This is a genomic window from Streptomyces sp. NPDC020362, assembly GCF_040642095.1.
Classification (GTDB): domain Bacteria; phylum Actinomycetota; class Actinomycetes; order Streptomycetales; family Streptomycetaceae; genus Streptomyces.
In genome coordinates, this window is record NZ_JBFAET010000081.1 from 20,139 (window position 1) to 39,693 (window position 19,555).

Consider the following 19,555-nt stretch of genomic DNA (forward strand, 5'->3'; position numbering starts at 1 on the left):
ATCCGGAAAAGTTGATGCACGGGCGGCGGGTGACGCAAGCAAGCGTGCCGATCTCTCGTACAGTTTGCGCCGTGGGATCTCTGCGCAATCCGGTCGGGCCGCTTCCCTCCTCCATCTACTGGCGACGGAGGGTCGTCATCGTGTCGGTGGTCGCCGTGCTGGCGCTGCTGACCGTCTGGATCGTCACGTCCGGCGGGGGAGGCAAGAAGAACGCCGGCGGCTCCAGCGACAAGAATCCCGTCTCCACGATCACGCCGGGACCCTCCTCCTCGGGGCCCGCGATCAGCCAACACCCCGGCGGGCGCGACGAGTCGAGCGGCGGGGACTCCGACGGGACCGGTTCCGGGTCCGGTGACGGCTCCGGCTCGGACGGCAAGGGCGACACCGGTTCCTCGGGATCCGACGGCTCCTCGGGCGCGGGGTCCGGCGGCGGCGAGGTCGCTGCGGGCGACGCACTGCCGGCGTCCTCCTCGCTGCCCAACTGCACCGCCGGGGCGCTCACGTTGACCCTGCACAGCCGGCACAACTCGTACTCGCCGGACCAGACGCCGTCCTTCGAACTCATCGCGAAGAACACGTCGTCCGGTGACTGCAAGGTCGATCTCGGGCCGAAGAAGGCGGTGTTGACCGTCACGCCGGCGGAGGGCAACGACGCCTACTGGTCCTCGGCGGACTGCCCGAAGGGTGCCGCGAGCCTGGTGTTCCGGGTGCCTGCGGGGCAGGTCATCACGTACGCCGTGCAGTGGGACCGCAAGCCGAGCGCTGCCGAGTGCGCGACGCCTCCCGCGGGGTCGGCCAAGCCCGGAACATACCTCCTGGAGGCCAAGGCCCCGGGCTTCCCCAAGGCCCAGACGTCGTTCGTGCTGTCCGCTGACTAGCAGCCGCGGACGGAGGCCGCCCGCGCCCCAAAGGGGCGCGGGGAGCTGTGCGGCCGGCCCCCGCCGGCCCGCACCCGACGACGCGCCGCGGCTGAGCGCCCTGAAGGGGCGCGGGGAACTGCGCGACCAGCCGCCACCGGCCCGCACCCGACGACGAGGCGGGCAGCCCCCGAATCGACGGGCAGCCCTGATCCGACGTCGGCCCCCGATCCGACGGCGGCCCCCGAATCAGGCGTGCCGCTCAGGCGTACCGCTCGGACGTGCCGCTCAGGCGTACGGCTCAGACGTACCGCTCGAGGATCGACGACTCCGCCAGCCGCGACAGGCCCTCGCGGACGCTCCTTGCCCGGGCCTCGCCGACCCCGTCCACCGTCTGCAGGTCGTCCACGCTCGCGGCCAGCAGCTTCTGCAGACCGCCGAAGTGTTCCACCAGGCGGTCGATGATCGCGCCGGGAAGCCGGGGCACCTTGGCCAGCAGGCGGAAGCCCCGCGGGGACACCGCCGAGTCGAGCGTCTCGGGGGAGCCCGTGTAGCCCAGCGCCCGCGCCACCGTGCCCAGCTCCAGCAGCTCCGCGTGGCTGAGGGCGTCCAGCTCGGACAACGCCTCCTCGACCGTGCGCGAGCGCTTCGCCGTGGGCTCGGGGACGTAGTCCCGCACGACCAGCTCACGGTCCGGCTCCACGCCCGCGATCAGCTCCTCCAGCTGGAGTGCCAGCAGGCGGCCGTCGGTGCCCAGTTCGACCACGTATTCGGCGATTTCGGTGGCAATGCGCCGAACCATCTCCAGGCGCTGCGCGACCGCCGACACGTCCCGGACCGTCACCAGATCCTCGATCTCCAGCGCCGAGAGCGTGCCCGCGACCTCGTCCAGGCGGAGCTTGTACCGCTCCAGGGTCGCCAGCGCCTGGTTCGCGCGGGACAGGATCGCCGCCGAGTCCTCCAGGACGCGCCGCTGCCCGTCGACGTACAGGGCGATCAGCCGCATGGACTGGGAGACCGACACCACCGGGAAGCCGACCTGCTTGGAGACCCGGTCGGCCGTGCGGTGACGGGTACCCGTCTCCTCCGTCGGGATCGTCGGGTCCGGCACCAGCTGCACACCGGCCCGCAGGATCTTCGACAGGTCCGACGACACCACGATGCCGCCGTCCAGCTTGCACAGCTCCCGCAGCCGCGTGGCGGTGAACTCGACATCCAGGACGAAACCGCCCGTGCACATCGCCTCGACGGTCTTGTCGGAGCCGAGCACGATGAGCCCGCCGGTGTTGCCGCGCAGGACCCGCTCGAGGCCGTCGCGCAAGGCCGTACCCGGAGCCACGGCGCTCAGCGAGGCGCGCATCAGGCCATCGGAACCGGCACTCCCACCGGACTTTCCGGGAGCTGCTGCCCGGTCGTTGGCTGCCACTGCACTCCTCCGGTCGCAGGTTCTGGGGCGCTGCCGTCGTGCGCACTCGGTTCGTACGGACGGGCGAGACCTGGGCAAAGTCTACCGGCGGTCCTCCGGCTCCCGTGGGGCCTCTCGGTGACGGGAGCGTGGCAGCACCCTCAGCGCATCCCCTATGTCCGCGACTTCCAGGACCTTCATGCCGGACGGGATCTTGCCCGGATCGCCCGGCACGAGCGCGTGCGTGAAGCCCAGCCGGTGCGCCTCGGAGAGCCTGCGCTGCACGCCCGTGACCCGTCTGACCTCGCCCGCCAGGCCCACCTCGCCGATCGCGACCAGGTTCTTCGGCAGCGGGACGTCGCTCGCGGCCGAGGCGAGCGCGAGCGCGACGGCGAGATCGGCGGCCGGCTCGGAGAGCTTCACCCCGCCGACGGTCGCGGAGTAGATGTCCCGCTTGCCGAGCGCGCTGATCCGGCCGCGCTGCTCCAGCACCGCGAGCATCATCGACACCCGGGAGGTCTCCAGGCCCGAGGTGGTCCGGCGCGGGGAGGGGATCTGGGAGTCCACGGTCAGTGCCTGCACCTCGGCCACCAGCGGGCGGCGGCCCTCCAGGGTCACCGTCAGGCAGGTGCCCGGGACCGGTTCGTCACGGCGGGTCAGGAAAAGTCCGCTCGGGTCCGCAAGGCCCGTGATGCCCTCGTCGTGCAGTTCGAAGCAGCCGACCTCGTCCGTGGCGCCGTAGCGGTTCTTGACGCCGCGGACCAGGCGCAGGCGCGCGTGCCGGTCGCCCTCGAAGTGCAGGACGACGTCGACCAGGTGCTCCAGCAGCCGGGGGCCGGCGATCGCGCCGTCCTTGGTGACGTGGCCCACCAGCAGCGTGGACATCCCGCGCTCCTTGGAGGCGCGGATCAGGGCGCCGGCGACCTCGCGGACCTGGGCCATGCCGCCGGGCGCGCCGTCGATCTCGGGGGAGGCCACGGTCTGCACCGAGTCGAGGATCAGCAGGGAGGGCTTCACCTCGTCCAAGTGGCCGAGGATCGCCGCCAGATCGGTCTCGGCGGCCAGATACAGGTGGTCGTCGAGAGCACCGATGCGGTCGGCGCGCAGCCGCACCTGGCTCGCGGACTCCTCGCCGGTCACATAGAGGGTGCGGTGCTCCGTGCTCGCCGACTTGGCGGCCACGTCCAGCAGCAGGGTGGACTTGCCGACGCCCGGCTCGCCCGCGAGCAGGACGACCGCGCCGGGGACGAGACCGCCGCCGAGCACCCGGTCCAGCTCGGGCACGCCGGTCGTGCGGGCGGTGGCCTGCCGGCCGTCGACCTGGCCGATGGGCACGGCGGACGTCGTGACGCGGCCCGGTGCCGTCGTACGGACCGCGGGCGTGCCGTACTCGTCGATCGTGCCCCAGGCCTGGCACTCGGGGCAGCGGCCGAGCCACTTGGCCGTCTGCCAGCCGCACTCGGTGCAGCGGTAGGACGGGCGGTCCTTGGTGGTCTTGGTACGGGCAGCCATGCGGAAACCGTAGCCCCCGGCACTGACAGGGCCCGCCCGGGGCGCACGCGGGTGGTCCGCCACCGGCCACGACCCGTCCGGTTCGAGCCTTGGGCCGAAGGGCTCCTGTCCCCTTATGAGGGATCGTTTCACCCGTACGGATTAAAAGTGCTCAAGGTGCACGAAGGGGCACTCCACCGGCGCCTACGGTCGCACGGGTGATGAGCAGCAGTCCGGAGACCACGACCCGCACCACTGGCGCTCACCGGGCGCACCGCGAAGTGCGCGACCGAGCCGCCGCACGCACCCTCGCCCAGCGGCCGCCCGCGCGCTACGAGCCTTACCTGGACGGTCTGTTCACCTACTGCCTGTCGGTGCTGTGCGACCACGACGCGGCCACCGCCGCCCTCGGGGACGTCCTCGTGCTGGCGGAGCGGCGCGGGCAGCGCATCCCGGAGGCGGCCGCCGACCGCAGGGCCTGGCTGTACGCGCTGGCCCGCTGGGCGTGTCTGCGAGGGCTCGCCGACGCCAAGCAGAAACGTCAGGCCACCCATGCGGCGGGCCGTTCGGCGCCCGGAAAACAGGCGCCCGATCCACCCGTCGCACCCGAGATCCAGGAGCAGCGGCACCGCGAACTCGCGCTGCTCGCCTGGCCGGAAGCGGCCGGTACCACCCCCGAACAGCGCGAGGCCCTGGAACTCGCCGTACGACACCACCTCGCCGCCCACGAGGTCGCAGCCGTCCTCGGCACGGAGCCCGCCACCGCCCGGGACCTGCTGGCCTCCGCCGCCTGCGAGGTCGAGCGCACCCGCGCCGCGCTCGCCGTGGTCGAGACCGGCGGCTGCCCGAGCGTGGCCCACCTCACCGGAGACAGCCGGCTGGTCCTCAGCACGGCCCTGCGCCGCGAGCTGGTCCGGCACGTCGACGACTGCCCGCGCTGCCGCCGTACCGCCGAGCGCGCGGTGTCCGGCCGCTGGCCCGGCGCCACGGTCACCCCGGCCGAGCTGCCCGTCCTGGAGGCCCCCCGCGCGGCCCTGCACGTCGTCCTCGCGCACACCCCCCGCGCGCGGGGTGCCGCCGTCCCGCGCTTCGACCGGCGCGGATTCCCGATGGATCCCAAGGACCGTGCGGCCCGCCGCGACCGCCTGCGCGCGCGTGCCGTCACCACGACGGTCGTCGCCACCGTCGTCGCCGCCCCCGTGCTCGCCCTGTGGGCCGCCTACCGGGGTACGCCCGCCGTCGGCGAGGACGGCAGGGCACCCACCGCGCGCGAGGCGCAGGGCCCCGACGCGCTCGGCACCGACACCGCGGGCGGCTACGAGAACGCGGGCAACGCCAGCGTGAAGCCCCGCGGCGGCCCGGGCCGGCACGGCACGTCGGACGTCTCCGTGGAGGTCGTCAGCGTCTCCGGAGGGGACCAGAGGGGCACCGGACACCTCGCGGTGAGCGCCGCCAACGACGGCGACACCACGCTGATCACCCTCGCCGCCTCCGGTTCCGCACCGGTCCGCTGGTCCGCGTCCACCCCGGCGGCCTGGCTCTACCTCAGCCGGTCGTCGGGCACCCTCGCCCCCGGCCAGACGCTGACGATCAAGGTGTACGTCGACCATCTGCGCGAGCCCTCCGGCCACTGGCGCGCGCACGTGGCGGTCTCACCGGCCGGCGCCGTGGTCACCATCGAGGGCTACGGCACCGCCCCCAGCGGCCCCGCGACCCCGCCCCCGGCCCCCAGCCACGTACCGACCACGCCCCCTGCCTCGCCCCCCACGGATCCGCCGACCGGCCAGAGCCCGTCCCCGACCGACCCGAGCCCCAGCCCCACGCCCACGGACCCGACCCCGTCCGACCCGCCACCGAGCCCGTCCCCGCCCCCCGGTGACGACGGCACCCCGAGCCCGTCGGGCAGCTAGCGGGCTCCCGAAGGGGACCTCAGCCCGCCGGGTCCGGGTGCGGCTCGGGGTCCGCCGGGTGCGGCGCCACCAGCGGCAGCTGCGAGGCCAGCCGCTGCTCGCACAGCTCGACCAGACGGCCGTAGCCGGCCTTGCCCATCAGCTCGGTCAGCTCGGCCCGGTAGGAGACGTACACCGGATCGCCCGCGCCGTGCGCCGAGGTCGCCGACGTGCACCACCAGTGCAGGTCGTGGCCGCCCGGACCCCAGCCCCGGCGGTCGTACTCGCCGATCGACACCTGCAGCACGCGCGTGTCGTCCGGCCGGTCGATCCAGTCGTACGTCCGCCGGATCGGCAGCTGCCAGCACACGTCCGGCTTGGTCTCCAGCGGCTCCCGGCCCTCCTTCAGGGCCAGGATGTGCAGCGAGCAGCCCGCGCCGCCGGCGAACCCGGGGCGGTTCTGGAAGATGCACGAGCCCTGGAAGGGCCGGGTCTGCCGGGACCCGTCCTCGTCCTCGGAGATCCAGCCGCCCCGTGTGCCCTCGTCATGGTGCTGCCAGATCTCCGGGGTGAGCCGCGCCACGTGCTCGGCGACGCGCTTCTCGTCGTCCTCGTCGGAGAAGTGGGCGCCCAGCGTGCAGCACCCGTCGTCCGCGCGGCCCGCCTGGATGCCCTGGCAGCCGCTGCCGAAGATGCAGTTCCATCGAGAGGTCAGCCATGTCAGATCGCAGCGGAAGACCTGCTCCTCGTCCGCCGGATCAGGGAACTCCACCCAAGCGCGCGCGAAGTCGAGCCCCTTCTCGTCGCTCGCCGTCGGGGCCTTCCTGGGCGTCTTGCCGGACTTGGAAGACTTGGCTCCCTTGTCGTCCTTCGCCTTTTTCGTCTTTGGCACCCGTCCAGGGTAAGTGGCGATGGGCCGCTGCGGGGACCGAGCACGGACGATCTGGCAGTAGCGTTCCGTATATGAGACTCGGTGTCCTGGACGTGGGTTCGAACACGGTGCATCTGCTGGTGGTGGACGCCCACCCCGGCGCGCGCCCGCTGCCCGCGCATTCGCACAAGGCCGAACTTCGGCTCGCCCAACTGCTCGACGACAGCGGTGCCATCGGTGACGAGGGCGTCGACAAGCTGATCGCCGTCGTACGGGACGCGCTCCAGGCCGCCGAGGACAAGGGCGTCGAGGACCTGCTGCCGTTCGCCACCTCCGCCGTGCGCGAGGCCACCAACGCCGACGAGGTCCTCGCGCGCGTGGAGGAGGAGACCGGCGTACGCCTCCAGGTCCTCACCGGCCCGGAGGAGGCGCGTCTCACCTTTCTCGCCGTCCGCCGCTGGTACGGCTGGTCCGCCGGAAAACTGCTGGTCCTGGACATCGGCGGCGGCTCCCTGGAGATCGCCTACGGCATCGACGAGGAGCCGGACGCAGCCGTCTCGCTGCCGCTCGGCGCGGGCCGCCTCACCGCCGGCTGGCTGCCCGGCGACCCGCCGGCCCCCGAGGCCGTCCGCGCCCTGCGCCGCCACGTGCGCGCACAGATCGCCCGGACCGTCGGCGAATTCAGCCGCTTCGGCGCCCCCGACCACGTGGTCGCCACCTCCAAGACGTTCAAGCAGCTGGCCCGCATCGCCGGTGCCGCCCGCAGCGCCGAGGGCCTCTACGTCCAGCGCGAACTCAAGCGGGAGTCCCTGGAGGCCTGGGTGCCGCGCCTGTCCGGCATGACGGCGGACCAGCGTGCGGAGCTCCCCGGCGTCTCCGACGGCCGAGCCGCCCAGATACTGGCCGGCGCACTGGTGGCCGAGGGTGCGATGGACCTGTTCGCAGTCGACAGCCTGGAGGTCTGCCCGTGGGCCCTCAGGGAAGGTGTGATCCTCCGGCGCCTCGATCACATGGGAAGCGCCTAGTCGCCCAGGGGCGCGGGGCCGTGTCGGTGTGCGGCTGCGGCGCGCGCGATCGGTCACGGACCACCCGCGCCCGCCCGAATGGCGAACGTCACAACGGCGAATAGGCACCCCACCCCCTCACCACTGCACCCCGTAAGGTGACGGACGTGGCTGAACCAACGCACGCGCGCATCGCGCTGTCGACCGCCTCCGTGTACCCGGAGTCCACGGCGACGGCCTTCGAGATCGCCGCGCGTCTCGGCTACGACGGCGTCGAGGTCATGGTGTGGACGGACCCGGTCAGCCAGGACATCGAGGCCCTGCGCCGCCTGTCCGACTACCACGGCATCCCGATCCTGGCCGTCCACGCCCCCTGCCTGCTGATCACCCAGCGGGTCTGGTCCACCGACCCCTGGGTCAAGCTCCAGCGGGCCCGGGCGGCCGCCGAGAAGCTGGGCGCCTCCACCGTCGTCGTCCACCCGCCCTTCCGCTGGCAGCGGCAGTACGCCCGCGACTTCGTCGCCGGGATCTGGCGGATGGCGAACGAGACGGATGTGCGCTTCGCCGTCGAGAACATGTACCCGTGGCGCTACCGCGACCGCGAGATGCTGGCCTACGCCCCCGACTGGGACGTCACCAAGGACGACTACCGGCACTTCACGATCGACCTCAGTCACACGTCGACGGCCCGCACCGACGCCCTGCACATGATCGACCGCATGGGCGACCGCCTCGGCCACGTCCACCTCGCCGACGGGCGCGGCTCGGCCAAGGACGAGCACCTGGTCCCGGGACGCGGCACCCAGCCCTGCGCCGAGCTGCTGGAACGTCTCGCCGTCAGTGGTTTCGACGGCCATGTCGTCATCGAGGTCAACACCCGGCGGGCGATGTCCAGCGCCGAGCGCGAGGCCGACCTCGCCGAGGCCCTGGCGTTCACCCGCCGGCACCTGGCCTCCGCGGTGGAGGTGCCGAGGCGATGAGCGGGACCACGGCACGGCGGCGGGGGCGGCCCCCGCGCGCCGAATCCGCAGACACCCGCGACCGCATCCTGACCGCGGCCCGCGAGGAGTTCTCCGAGCGCGGGTACGAGAAGACGTCCGTACGCGGGATCGCCAAGGCCGCCGGCGTGGACTCGGCGCTGGTCCACCACTACTTCGGTACCAAGGAACAGATCTTCGAGGCCGCCATCGCGGTCGCCTTCGCGCCGGCGCTCGACGCGCCGAACGCGGTGGCCGACGGCCCGCTGGAGGGGGTGGGGGAGCGGCTGACCCGCTTCGTCTTCGGCGTCTGGGACAACCCCACGACCCGTGCGCCCCTCCTGGCGATCCTCCGGTCCGCGGTGAACAACGAGACCGCCGCCGCGGTCTTCCGCCGCCTCGTCGCCTCCCAGCTGCTGCGCCGGGTCGCCGCGCAGGTGGACCTGCCCGACGCCGAGCTGCGGGCCGAGCTGGCCGCCGCGCAGATCGTGGGCACGGCGATGATGCGTTACGTGATCAAGCTGGAGCCGCTGGCCTCGGCGGACCTGGAGCAGATCATCACCCGGGTGGCACCGGTGGTGCAGCGGCATCTGACGCAGCCCTGAAGCCTCCGGTCCCTGGAACACGCGTCCCGCATTCCGGACAGCCTTGTCCAGCCCTTGGAGCGGCGGCGTACGCTCGTAGACAGCCAGAACTCTCTGGCGGTAGGTCTTCGAAGGAGCGAGCGACGATGCCCGAGCTGAGGTCCCGCACAGTCACCCACGGCCGCAACATGGCGGGCGCCCGCGCCCTGATGCGCGCCTCCGGTGTACCGGGTGCGGACATCGGCCGGAAGCCGATCATCGCGGTCGCCAACTCCTTCACCGAGTTCGTGCCGGGCCACACCCACCTCCAGCCCGTCGGCCGGATCGTCAGCGAGGCGATCAAGGAGGCGGGCGGCATCCCGCGCGAGTTCAACACGATCGCGGTCGACGACGGCATCGCCATGGGCCACGGCGGCATGCTCTACAGCCTCCCCTCCCGCGACCTGATCGCGGACAGCGTGGAGTACATGGTCGAGGCCCACTGCGCCGACGCCCTCGTCTGCATCTCCAACTGCGACAAGATCACCCCGGGCATGCTGCTGGCCGCCCTGCGCCTGAACATCCCGACCGTCTTCGTCTCCGGCGGCCCGATGGAGTCCGGCCGGGCCACGCTGGTCGACGGTACGGTGCGCACCCTCGACCTGGTCGACGCGATCTCCGACGCCGTCAACGACAAGATCTCCGACGAGGACATCCTCCGCATCGAGGAGAACGCCTGCCCGACCTGCGGCAGCTGTTCCGGCATGTTCACCGCCAACTCGATGAACTGCCTGACCGAGGCCATCGGCCTCTCCCTGCCCGGCAACGGCTCGGTCCTCGCCACCCACACCGCGCGCAAGCAGCTCTACGTCGGCGCGGCCCGCACGGTCATGGACATCACCCGCCGCTACTACGAGCAGGACGACGACACGGTCCTGCCGCTCAACGTCGCCACCTTCCAGGCCTTCGAGAACGCCATGGCCCTGGACATCGCGATGGGCGGCTCGACGAACACGATCCTGCACCTGCTGGCCGCCGCCCAGGAGGCGGGCGTCCCCTTCGGCCTGGAGCAGATCGACGCCGTCTCGCGCCGCGTTCCCTGCCTGGCCAAGGTCGCGCCCAACGTCGCGAAGAACCGCACGTACTACATGGAGGACGTGCACCGCGCCGGCGGCATCCCCGCCCTCCTCGGCGAGCTGCACCGCGCGGGCCTGCTGAACGAGGACGTGCACGCGGTGCACAGCCCGTCCCTGGCCGACTGGCTGAAGACCTGGGACGTCCGCGGCGGCTCCCCGTCCCCCGAGGCCGTCGAGCTGTGGCACGCGGCCCCCGGCTGCGTCCGCTCCGCCGAGGCCTTCTCCCAGTCCGAGCGCTGGGAGTCCCTGGACGACGACGCCGAGAGCGGCTGCATCCGCTCCGTCGAGAACGCCTACTCCAAGGACGGCGGCCTCGCGGTCCTCAGGGGCAACCTGGCCGTGGACGGCTGCGTGGTCAAGACCGCCGGTGTCGACGAGTCCATCTGGACCTTCGAGGGCCCGGCCGTGGTCTGCGAGTCCCAGGAGGAGGCCGTCCAGCGGATCCTCACCCAGGAGGTCAAGGACGGGGACGTCGTCGTCATCCGCTACGAGGGCCCCAAGGGCGGCCCCGGCATGCAGGAGATGCTCTACCCGACCTCGTACCTGAAGGGCCGCGGCCTCGGCAAGACCTGCGCCCTGATCACCGACGGCCGCTTCTCCGGCGGCACGTCCGGCCTCTCCATCGGCCACGCCTCCCCCGAGGCGGCCTCCGGCGGCACGATCGCCCTGGTCCGGGACGGCGACCGGATCCGCATCGACATCCCGAACCGCACGATCGAGCTGCTGGTCGACGAGGCGGAACTCGCCCGCCGCGAGGAGTCCCTCAACGGCGTCTACGCCCCCGGGAACCGCGAACGCAAGGTCTCGGCCGCCCTGCGCGCCTACGCGGCCATGGCGACCAGCGCGGACAAGGGCGCCGTGCGCGACGTGACCAGGCTGGGCTGACCCACCGGCGCACGGCAGGGGCCGCCCCTCGACGGGGCGGCCCCTTCGTGTGTCACCAGGCGGACGGGTTGCGTCCGTTCAGGGCGAAGACGGTTCCGTCGGGCGAGGCGGCGTAGACCCGGTCGTCGGTGAGCAGCGGCGCCGGCAGGACGGAGGCGACCTCGCTCGCGTGCGTGCCGAGCCGCGGCGGTGTCTGCCCCACCAGGCTTCCGTCGCGCGCGTCGAAGGCGAGCAGACGCCCGTCGGGGGCGGTGAAGTAGACGTGACGGGCGGAGGCGACCGGCGCCGAACCACGGCTCACGGACGTCTCGACGTGCCACAGTCGTCTGCCCGTGCCCAGGTCGACGGCGTCCAGAGAGCCACCGGCCGCGAGCAGGTGGACGACATCGCCGCGCACGTCGGCCTGGGGTGCCGTGAGCGGGACGGCCAGAGCCACACGGCGTTGGGCCTTGGAGGCCGGTGTGTAGCGGACGACACCGTTCGCGTCCCCCGAGGCAGGGTCGACGGCCAGCAGGAACAGGGAACCGCCCTGGCTGCCGATGGGCTGCAGCGAGCCCTTCAGCCGCGCTTGCCAGCGTGCGGCACCGGTGCCCGGGTCCAGGGCGCTGACCTGCGTGTACCCGCCGTCCGCGGAGGTGGTGGCCGCATACGCCAGCGGGTCGCCGTCGTAGGAGGCCAGAAAGGGGGTGCCGCGCCCGGACACCCGCCGGTGCCACTTCGTGTCCCCCGACGCCCCGGCCACCCCCGTGACCGACCCGTCCGTGCCGGTCACGAGGAGCATGGAATCGGCGAACCGTATCCCCGTGTGCGCGGGCAGGTCCCGCTGCCAACGCGGCGCACCCGAGGCGGGATCCAGCGCCACCACCCGCCGGCTGCCGTTCGTCGGCAACAACAGGAGGCCGCCCGAGAGGGCGGGAGCGTAGCTCGACCGTTCCTCGGCCACCGGGCGCCGCCACAGGAGCGAGCCGTTCACGGGATCGAGGGCGAAAGCCAGGCCGGACCGGAAGCAGAGCAACTTCGCGGCGGCGTGGACGCACTGGGGCATCCCGGAGCCCTTCCCGGCCGGCTTCGCGCGCCACGCGGCAAACCCGGCAGAGGTGGCGGGGGAACTGCTCTTCTTCGCCACGGGAGCACTGTCGTCGCCCGGCCACAGCAGTCCGGTGAGCACAGCGCCCAGGGCGAGGGCGAGCGCCCCGGCGGTGAGGGCGGCGCGCCGGTCGAACCGCCTGCGCGGCTTGGGCACCGGCTCGGCTGCGGAGGGTTCCTGCGCCGGCGTGTCCTCCCGGCTGCGCTGCGCCGGTATGAACGCCTGGGTGTCGTACGAGGCCGCCACCGACCGCAGCTCCCGCATCAGCTCGTCCGGAGTGGGCCGGTCCTCGGGCTCCTTGGCGAGACACCGCAGCACCAGCGGCGCGAGGCTCGCCGGCACCCCGGCCAGATCCGGCTCGTCGTGCACGACCTGGTACGCGACGACGTACGGGCTGTCGGAGTCGAACGGCCCCCGCCCGGTCGCCGCGTGCACCATCACCGACCCGAGGGCGAAGATGTCCGCCGCCGGTCCCACCTCCCGCGGGCGCCGGAACTGCTCGGGCGCCATGAAAGGCGGCGTGCCGATCAGCTTCCCGGTCTCGGTGCGCAGTTCACTGTCCTTCGGCCGGGAGATACCGAAGTCGATCACCTTGGGCCCGTCCTCGGCGAGCAGCACGTTGCTCGGCTTGAGATCCCGGTGCACGACCCCCACCCGATGGATGTCGCGCAGCGCCTCGGCGAGCCCGGCCATGAGCCGGCGCAACTGCGCCGTCGGCATCGGTCCGTTCCGCTTCACATGCTCCGAGAGCGTCGGACCGGGAATGAACAGCGTGGCCATCCAGGGCCGTTCGGCCTCCGGATCGGCGTCCACGACCGGCGCGGTGAAGGCGCCGCTCACCCTCCGGGCCGCAGCCACCTCCTGCCGGAAACGGCCTCTGAACTCGGGGTCCCGCGCGAACTCGGCGTGTACGACCTTCACCGCGAGCCTCAGCCCGGAGGTGCTGCGGGCCAGATGCACCACGCCCATGCCGCCGGAACCCAGACATGAGTCCAGGTGGTACTGGCCGGCGTACTCGGGAAGTTCCGCTTCCGCGCCCGCTCCGGTGTTGCGCTGTGGCGTCATGGACCACCCCCGTGCTGTTCGTCCGCGCGCGCGACGCACGGAGCCTAGTCGATGACTCGTACGAGACCGAGGCGGCTTGCTAGCCTCCGCGTGCGAGTTGTGCACACGCGTTTCAGAACTCGCTACGAGGGAAGCGAAGGACCCCACCACCGTGGTGGGGCTCAACGGGGGAGGTCTGCCATGTCTGTCGAACACGCAGAAGCCGCGGGCGGCGAGAGCGAGTCTCTTGCGGCCGAGTCGGGCGTACGCACGTACGCGACCGCCCCGGGGGTACGCCTGAACGTCCGCAGCGGCCCCGGCACCAACTACGGCATCATCCGGGTCCTCACCGAGGGGACCCGCGTACCGATCTTCTGCCAGACGCCGGGCACGACCGTGACGGGCCCGTACGGCACGACGAAGATCTGGGACAACATCAACAACGGCGAGTTCGTGTCGGACGCCTACGTGCACACGGGCACCGACGGCTACGTCGCCTCGCGCTGCGCCTGACCCCGCCCGGGAGCCCGCCCCCGCCCGGCGCCATAATCGTCCCGTGAGCGACGAAAACGGCACCCCGGACACCCCGGCGGGCTCCGGAGACGGTGCGGCCCGGAGCGGAGGCCCCCGCCCGGAACCGCTTCGCCTCTTCGGCACCTCCTGGGTGAACCACGACAACGGGTACACGGCCCGCCGCGTCGGCGCGGCCGCAGGCTCCCTCGCCGCCGGCGTCGCCTCCTGCCTGATCCTGCGCTTCGCCTACCAGGGCATCCGGATCGCCGACACCGGCGCCTTCGTGACCGTGCTGATCGTCGCCATGTTCGCGATCTGCAGCGCGCTCGCCTTCCGCAACACCTGGGAGGGCTTCGGCAAGCGCCACGACCCGGCCCGGCAGGCCTCCCTGCGCGGTCTGCTGGCCATCGGCTTCGTCGGCTCCCTGTTCGCCTACTTCTTCCGCTCCCTCACCGAGGCCCCTGGCGAGAAACTGCACCGCGAGGAGTACGAGAAGGCCCGCGAGGAGTACGACCGCCGCGCCCTGCGCCGCACCGGCAACCCCGCGAAGAAGAAACGACGCCAGTGACGGGACCGGCCCAGGAGCCGCTGCCCGGTGACGGGACCGGTGTGAGGGCTGCTGTCCGGTGACAGGGCCCGCGAAAGGGCCGCAGTCCGGTGGCGGGGTGGCCGGCGTGGAGGCCGATGCCCGGTGACGGGACCGGCGTAAAGGCCGTTGTCCGGCGACAGGCCCGGCGTGAGAGCCGCTGTCCGAAAACCGTCGTCCGGCCGGATACCCGCTGTCCTCCTCGCCACGCCCCGCGCACCATGACGGCATGATCGCGACCCCAGCCTCCCCCGAGCCGCCCGCGCCGTCCCGCGCGCTGCGCGCCCACTCCTTCAACGCCGCAGCCGCGCAGTACGCCGCGAACCGCCCCTCCTACCCGCCCGCCCTCTTCGACACCGTCGAGGAACTGGCAGGCCGGTCGCTGTCCGGCGCCCGGGTCGTGGACGTCGGCGCCGGTACCGGTATCGCGACCGCCCTGCTGCACGAGCGCGGCGCCGACGTCCTCGCCGTCGAACCCGGTGCGGGCATGGCCGCCGAGTTCCGCCGCGGTCTGCCGCACGTCCCGATCGTGCAGGGCAACGGCAACGCCCTCCCCCTGGCCGACGCCCACGCCGACTTCCTCACCTACGCCCAGGCCTGGCACTGGACCGACACCGCCCGCTCGGTGCCGGAGGCGCTGCGCGTCCTGCGGCCGGGCGGCGCGCTGGCGCTGTGGTGGAACACCGACGCGCTCGACGTCGAGTGGATCGCCGAGGAGGCCGACCGTATGGGCCGCTTCTTCGGCGTGAACATGGCCGCCGAGAAGCGCAAGGCCGCGGACCGTACGGACCTGGCCGATCCCAGTGGCCGGCTCCGCTTCGGCCGCCGCAAGGTCCGCTGGAGCCGCCGCGTCCCCGTCGACACCCACCTCGCCAACCTCGGCAGCCACTCGGTCTTCCTCGTCACCCCGGAGGACCGCAGGACCGCCTTCCTGGCGGAGGAGCGCGGCCACCTGCTGAAGGTCTTCCCGGGCGGCATCGTCGAGGAGACGTACGACGTGCTCGTGCTGGTGGCGACCAAACCCTGACCCCACACCTGCCAACAGGAAGCAGCGGCGGCCCGGTTCCCCCCGAGGCCGCCGCTTTCGTGTACGGAGCACCGGCTTCCGCCCCTTGACTGCCCGGCTCTCCGGGACAGATTATTCACCGCATGATGAATTATGTGCCGGACCCCCTCCACCCCACAGCACCGGATGCCGTCCATGCCGAGGACCTCACCGTCGTCCGCGGCTCCCGCACCGTCCTGCACCACCTCGGCTTCACCGTTCCGCGCGGCCAGATCACCGGCCTGCTCGGCCCTTCGGGATGCGGCAAATCCACCCTCATGCGCGCCGTCGTCGGCACCCAGGCCAAGGTCACCGGCACCCTCGACGTCCTCGGCCTCCCGGCCGGCCACCCCGCCCTGCGCAGCCGCATCGGATACGTCACCCAGGCCCCTTCCGTCTACGACGACCTGACCGTCCGCCAGAATCTCGACTACTTCGCCGCGATCCTGGACCCCGCCCGCACCACCGCCCAGCGCCGCCACGACGTCGCACGCGTCCTCGCCGACGTCGACCTCACCAGCCACGCCGACGCCCTCGCCGGCAACCTCTCCGGCGGCCAGCGCAGCCGCGTCTCCCTCGCCGTCGCCCTGCTCGGCGCCCCCGAACTCCTCGTCCTCGACGAGCCGACCGTCGGCCTCGACCCCGTCCTGCGCCGCGACCTGTGGAACCTCTTCCACGACCTCACCACCGAGCGCGGCGCCACCCTCCTCGTCTCCTCCCACGTCATGGACGAAGCCGAGCGCTGCCACCGCCTCCTGCTGATGCGCGACGGCCGGATCCTCGCCGACGACACCCCGGACGCCCTGCGCACCCGCACCGGCAGCGACACCGTCGAGGCCGCCTTCCTGCACCTCGTGGACGAAGCGTCCGCGGCGGACCGAACCAAGGAGACGACCCGATGAGCACCACCACGCCCGCCGCCCCCACCAAGTCCGCAGCACCCACCGGCCCGCTGAACGCCGCCCGCACCACCGCCACCGCGGCCCGCGTCCTGCGCCAGCTCCGCCACGATCCGCGGACCATCGCGCTGATGATCCTCGTCCCCTGCCTGATGCTGGTCCTGCTGCGCTACGTCTTCGACGGCAGCCCGCACACCTTCGACAACATCGGCGCCTCACTGCTCGGCATCTTCCCGCTGATCACGATGTTCCTGGTCACCTCCATCGCCACCCTGCGGGAACGCACCTCCGGCACCCTCGAACGTCTGCTCGCCATGCCGCTGGGCAAGGGCGACCTCATCGCCGGCTACGCCCTCGCCTTCGGCGCCCTCGCCATCGTCCAGTCCGCCCTCGCCACCGGCCTCGCGGTCTGGGTCCTCGGCCTCGACGTCACCGGCTCGCCCTGGCTGCTCCTGCTCGTCGCTCTCCTCGACGCCCTGCTCGGCACGGCACTCGGCCTCTTCGTCTCGGCCTTCGCGGCCTCGGAATTCCAGGCGGTCCAGTTCATGCCCGCGGTGATCTTCCCCCAGCTCCTTCTGTGCGGCCTGTTCACTCCCCGCTCCGACATGCACCCCGTCCTCACCGGCATCTCCGACGTCCTGCCGATGTCGTACGCCGTCGACGGCATGAACGAGGTCCTCCGCCACACCGACATGACGGCGACCTTCGTCCGCGACGTCCTCATCGTGGCGGGCTGCGCGGTACTGGTCCTCGGGCTGGGGGCAGCGACGCTGCGACGGCGTACGGCATAGGGCCCGTTCCGCCCACCGGACAACCGACCCGCCCACCTCACCCCGGTGCGAAACTGAACCGCATGAGCCAGAAAGTCGCAGTCCTCGGCACCGGCAAGATCGGCGAAGCCCTGCTCAGCGGAATGATCCGGGCCGGCTGGTCCCCCGCCGACCTCCTGGTCACGGCCCGTCGGCCCGAGCGGGCCGAAGAACTCCGCACCCGCTACGGAGTCAGCCCCGTCAGCAACGCCGAGGCCGCCAAGACCGCCGACACTCTGATCCTCACGGTCAAGCCGCAGGACATGGGCACCCTCCTGGACGAACTCGCCCCGCACCTCCCCGCCGAGCGCCTGGTCATCAGCGGAGCCGCCGGCATCCCCACCTCCTTCTTCGAGGAGCGCCTGGCCGCGGGCACCCCCGTCGTGCGCGTCATGACCAACACGCCCGCCCTCGTCGACGAGGCCATGTCCGTCATCTCCGCCGGCAGCCATGCCACCGAGGCGCACCTCGCCCACACCGAGGAGATCTTCGGAGGCGTCGGCAAGACCCTCCGCGTCCCCGAGAACCAGCAGGACGCCTGCACCGCCCTGTCCGGCTCCGGCCCGGCGTACTTCTTCTACCTGGTCGAGGCCATGACCGACGCCGGCATCCTGCTCGGCCTGCCCCGCGACAAGGCCCACGACCTCATCGTCCAGTCCGCCATCGGCGCCGCCGTGATGCTCCGCGACAGCGGCGAACACCCCGTCAAGCTCCGCGAGAACGTCACCTCCCCCGCCGGTACGACGATCAACGCGATCCGCGAACTGGAGAACCACGGAGTCCGCGCGGCCCTCATCGCCGCGCTGGAGGCCGCCCGCGACCGCAGCCGCGAACTCGCCTCCGGCAAGAAGGACTGAAGTCCTCGCGCCGCCGAGGGCGGCGGGGTCACCCCGCCGCCCCGCGGCCGACGAGCGCCGCTCAGGAGCCGGAGGCACTCGGCACGGGCTCCGCCACCGGCGGCAGCAGCCCGATCGCCCGGTAGGCGGCATCGACGATCGGCCGGGCAATCGCCCGGGCCTTCTCCGCCCCCTCCCGCAGCACCACCTCCACCTGGGCGGGATCGGCGCACAGCTCCCGGTGCCTGGCCTGTACGGGCCTGAGCACCTCCACCACCGCCTCCGCCGTGTCCTTCTTCAAGGCGCCGTAGGACTCGTACGCACCGGCCAGCACCTTCGGGTCCCCGTCCGTGCACGCGGCGAGAACCTCCAGCAGATTCGCCAGACCCGGCCGCGTCTCCCGGTCGTACTCCACGTCCCGCCCGCTGTCGGTGACGGCACGCATGACCTTCTTCCGTACGACGTCGGGCTCGTCGAGCAGATAGACGACCCCCAGACCCGAGTCGTCCGACTTCCCCATCTTCGACGTCGGGTTCTGCAGATTCATCACCCGCGCCGCGATCTCCGGACGCGTCGCCGTCGGCACCACGAACGTGTACCCGTAGCGCTGGTTGAACCGCACTGCCAGATCCCGCGCCAGCTCGACATGCTGCACCTGGTCGTCCCCGACCGGCACCTCCTCCGTGCCGTACGCGAGGATGTCCGCCGCCATCAGCACCGGATAGGTCAGCAGCGACAGCCGCACGCTGCCGCCGCGCTCCCTCACCCGCGCGGCCTTCTCCTTGTACTGGATCATCCGGCGCATCTCCCCGTCGGTCGCCACGCACTCCAGCAGGTACGACAGCCTCGTGTGCTCGTCGACATGGCTCTGCAGGAACACGGTGCACACCTCGGGATCGAGCCCGGCCGCCAGCATCAACGTCGCCGTCTGCCGACTGAGCCTGCGCACCCGCGCCGGATCGTGGTCCACGGTCAGCGCGTGCAGATCCACGACGCAGAACAGCGCGTCAGCCCGGTGCTGGTCCGTCTGAGCCCAGCGCCGCATGGCTCCCAGGTAGTTGCCCAGTGTCAGGTGCCCGGTCGGCTGGATCCCGCTGAAGACCCGCTCCATCTCCACTCCACCTCCTGATCGGGACCGCCGCTCCTGCGGCCGCCCCCCGGAGTCCTGGAGGAGATACACGAACGGCCGCCGAAGCGGCGGCCGTTGGATGCATACGTGAGTACGGCCGCCGTCAGGCGGCCCACCAAAGCTGGGTACACGTACGCGTAGTCATGCCGACCACAGTACGCCCCCGGGCGGCTCCCGGGGCAGAGTTGACACACCTCACCCCGGTACGTAGTGTTCTCCGGGTTGTCCGACGTGAGCGCCGACTCCGGTCGGTCCCCGGACAGCCATTCCGCCAGTACCACCCTCAGTTCGGCGTTTCGGCGTCGATTGCTTTGGTGTGCGTATGACGAAATGAGGAATCCGCGCCCGAAAGGGTGCAGGCCCCGATTAGCTCGGGGGCCAGGAATCCGCTAAAGTCTCACTCGTCGGAACGGCCCAACAGCCGCGAAGACAAACCCCCTGACTGGGAGTCAGACGCCGAAAGGATCTGATAGAGTCGGAACCGCCGGAAAGGGAAACGCGAGAGCGGGAACCTGGAAAGCACCGAGGA

At 72.1% G+C, this 19,555-nt stretch carries 17 protein-coding genes; 12 read left to right on the forward strand and 5 right to left on the reverse strand.

What is annotated here, in order from left to right:
• Positions 1–71 precede the first annotated feature (71 nt).
• Positions 72–878, forward strand: a complete 807-nt coding sequence (locus tag AB0H32_RS26105; RefSeq protein WP_361124859.1) for a hypothetical protein — start codon at positions 72–74, stop codon at positions 876–878.
• A 280-nt stretch (positions 879–1,158) separates the two neighbouring features.
• Here AB0H32_RS26105 and disA read toward each other — a convergent pair whose 3' ends face one another.
• Both disA and radA read right to left on the reverse strand, forming a co-directional pair.
• A complete protein-coding gene (gene disA / locus AB0H32_RS26110) occupies positions 1,159–2,283 on the reverse strand; it encodes a DNA integrity scanning diadenylate cyclase DisA (RefSeq protein WP_361124861.1) in 1,125 nt (374 codons plus the stop codon).
• Between the two features lie 81 nt (positions 2,284–2,364).
• Complete coding sequence (gene radA / locus AB0H32_RS26115) at positions 2,365–3,774, reverse strand: DNA repair protein RadA (protein ID WP_361124863.1); 1,410 nt, start codon at positions 3,772–3,774, stop codon at positions 2,365–2,367.
• A 197-nt stretch (positions 3,775–3,971) separates the two neighbouring features.
• Between radA and AB0H32_RS26120 the strand changes: the two genes are divergently transcribed.
• Entirely contained in the window at positions 3,972–5,663 is a 1,692-nt protein-coding gene (locus AB0H32_RS26120) for a hypothetical protein (protein WP_361124865.1), read from the forward strand.
• 19 nt (positions 5,664–5,682) lie between these two features.
• Here AB0H32_RS26120 and AB0H32_RS26125 read toward each other — a convergent pair whose 3' ends face one another.
• Entirely contained in the window at positions 5,683–6,534 is an 852-nt protein-coding gene (locus AB0H32_RS26125) for a hypothetical protein (RefSeq protein ID WP_361124868.1), read from the reverse strand.
• A 71-nt stretch (positions 6,535–6,605) separates the two neighbouring features.
• On the opposite strand from AB0H32_RS26125, the gene AB0H32_RS26130 reads away from it, so the two are divergent.
• The 4 genes from AB0H32_RS26130 to ilvD all read left to right on the forward strand — a co-directional run bounded on the left by AB0H32_RS26130 (position 6,606) and on the right by ilvD (position 11,078).
• Positions 6,606–7,538: a Ppx/GppA phosphatase family protein gene (locus AB0H32_RS26130; protein ID WP_361124870.1), complete on the forward strand. Its 933-nt coding sequence runs from the start codon at positions 6,606–6,608 to the stop codon at positions 7,536–7,538.
• Between the two features lie 146 nt (positions 7,539–7,684).
• Entirely contained in the window at positions 7,685–8,497 is an 813-nt protein-coding gene (locus AB0H32_RS26135) for a sugar phosphate isomerase/epimerase (RefSeq protein WP_361124872.1), read from the forward strand.
• On the forward strand, positions 8,494–9,099 hold the full coding sequence (locus tag AB0H32_RS26140; RefSeq protein WP_361124874.1) for a TetR family transcriptional regulator: 606 nt from the start codon (positions 8,494–8,496) through the stop codon (positions 9,097–9,099). The genes AB0H32_RS26135 and AB0H32_RS26140 overlap by 4 nt, the downstream gene beginning before the upstream one ends.
• 125 nt (positions 9,100–9,224) lie before the next feature.
• Positions 9,225–11,078: a dihydroxy-acid dehydratase gene (ilvD, locus tag AB0H32_RS26145; protein ID WP_361124876.1), complete on the forward strand. Its 1,854-nt coding sequence runs from the start codon at positions 9,225–9,227 to the stop codon at positions 11,076–11,078.
• Positions 11,079–11,130: 52 nt separating this feature from the next.
• Here the strand turns inward: ilvD and AB0H32_RS26150 are convergent, their stop codons facing one another.
• Positions 11,131–13,230, reverse strand: coding sequence for a serine/threonine-protein kinase (locus AB0H32_RS26150; RefSeq protein ID WP_361124877.1), 2,100 nt, complete (start codon positions 13,228–13,230; stop codon positions 11,131–11,133).
• Positions 13,231–13,410: 180 nt separating this feature from the next.
• Between AB0H32_RS26150 and AB0H32_RS26155 the strand changes: the two genes are divergently transcribed.
• The 6 genes from AB0H32_RS26155 (at position 13,411) to proC (ending at position 17,918) form a co-directional block, all read left to right on the forward strand.
• A complete protein-coding gene (locus AB0H32_RS26155; protein ID WP_361124879.1) occupies positions 13,411–13,722 on the forward strand; it encodes an SH3 domain-containing protein in 312 nt (103 codons plus the stop codon).
• 43 nt (positions 13,723–13,765) lie between these two features.
• Entirely contained in the window at positions 13,766–14,290 is a 525-nt protein-coding gene (locus tag AB0H32_RS26160) for an EamA/RhaT family transporter (protein ID WP_361124881.1), read from the forward strand.
• A 247-nt stretch (positions 14,291–14,537) separates the two neighbouring features.
• Entirely contained in the window at positions 14,538–15,335 is a 798-nt protein-coding gene (locus AB0H32_RS26165) for a class I SAM-dependent methyltransferase (RefSeq protein ID WP_361124883.1), read from the forward strand.
• Between the two features lie 122 nt (positions 15,336–15,457).
• On the forward strand, positions 15,458–16,255 hold the full coding sequence (locus AB0H32_RS26170) for an ABC transporter ATP-binding protein (RefSeq protein WP_361124885.1): 798 nt from the start codon (positions 15,458–15,460) through the stop codon (positions 16,253–16,255).
• Positions 16,252–17,043 carry an ABC transporter permease gene (locus AB0H32_RS26175; protein ID WP_361124886.1) on the forward strand — a complete coding sequence of 264 codons (792 nt, stop codon included), beginning with the start codon at positions 16,252–16,254 and terminating at the stop codon, positions 17,041–17,043. Before AB0H32_RS26170 ends, AB0H32_RS26175 begins: the two co-directional genes overlap by 4 nt.
• A gap of 62 nt (positions 17,044–17,105) precedes the next feature.
• Positions 17,106–17,918, forward strand: coding sequence for a pyrroline-5-carboxylate reductase (gene proC / locus AB0H32_RS26180; protein WP_361124888.1), 813 nt, complete (start codon positions 17,106–17,108; stop codon positions 17,916–17,918).
• Between the two features lie 61 nt (positions 17,919–17,979).
• Here proC and trpS read toward each other — a convergent pair whose 3' ends face one another.
• The gene (gene trpS, locus AB0H32_RS26185) at positions 17,980–19,008 is read right to left on the reverse strand and encodes a tryptophan--tRNA ligase (RefSeq protein ID WP_361124892.1); all 1,029 of its coding nucleotides are present in this window, start codon (positions 19,006–19,008) and stop codon (positions 17,980–17,982) included.
• Positions 19,009–19,555 lie beyond the last annotated feature (547 nt).

Coding starts and splice junctions, on each gene's coding strand:
- radA (WP_361124863.1), bottom strand. CDS start 3,774: ATGGCTGCCCGTACCAAGACCACCAAGGACCGCCCGTCCTACCGCTGC.
- AB0H32_RS26130 (WP_361124870.1), top strand. CDS start 6,606: ATGAGACTCGGTGTCCTGGACGTGGGTTCGAACACGGTGCATCTGCTG.
- AB0H32_RS26140 (WP_361124874.1), top strand. CDS start 8,494: ATGAGCGGGACCACGGCACGGCGGCGGGGGCGGCCCCCGCGCGCCGAA.
- ilvD (WP_361124876.1), top strand. CDS start 9,225: ATGCCCGAGCTGAGGTCCCGCACAGTCACCCACGGCCGCAACATGGCG.
- AB0H32_RS26150 (WP_361124877.1), bottom strand. CDS start 13,230: ATGACGCCACAGCGCAACACCGGAGCGGGCGCGGAAGCGGAACTTCCC.
- AB0H32_RS26155 (WP_361124879.1), top strand. CDS start 13,411: ATGTCTGTCGAACACGCAGAAGCCGCGGGCGGCGAGAGCGAGTCTCTT.
- AB0H32_RS26165 (WP_361124883.1), top strand. CDS start 14,538: ATGATCGCGACCCCAGCCTCCCCCGAGCCGCCCGCGCCGTCCCGCGCG.
- AB0H32_RS26170 (WP_361124885.1), top strand. CDS start 15,458: ATGATGAATTATGTGCCGGACCCCCTCCACCCCACAGCACCGGATGCC.
- AB0H32_RS26175 (WP_361124886.1), top strand. CDS start 16,252: ATGAGCACCACCACGCCCGCCGCCCCCACCAAGTCCGCAGCACCCACC.
- proC (WP_361124888.1), top strand. CDS start 17,106: ATGAGCCAGAAAGTCGCAGTCCTCGGCACCGGCAAGATCGGCGAAGCC.
- trpS (WP_361124892.1), bottom strand. CDS start 19,008: ATGGAGCGGGTCTTCAGCGGGATCCAGCCGACCGGGCACCTGACACTG.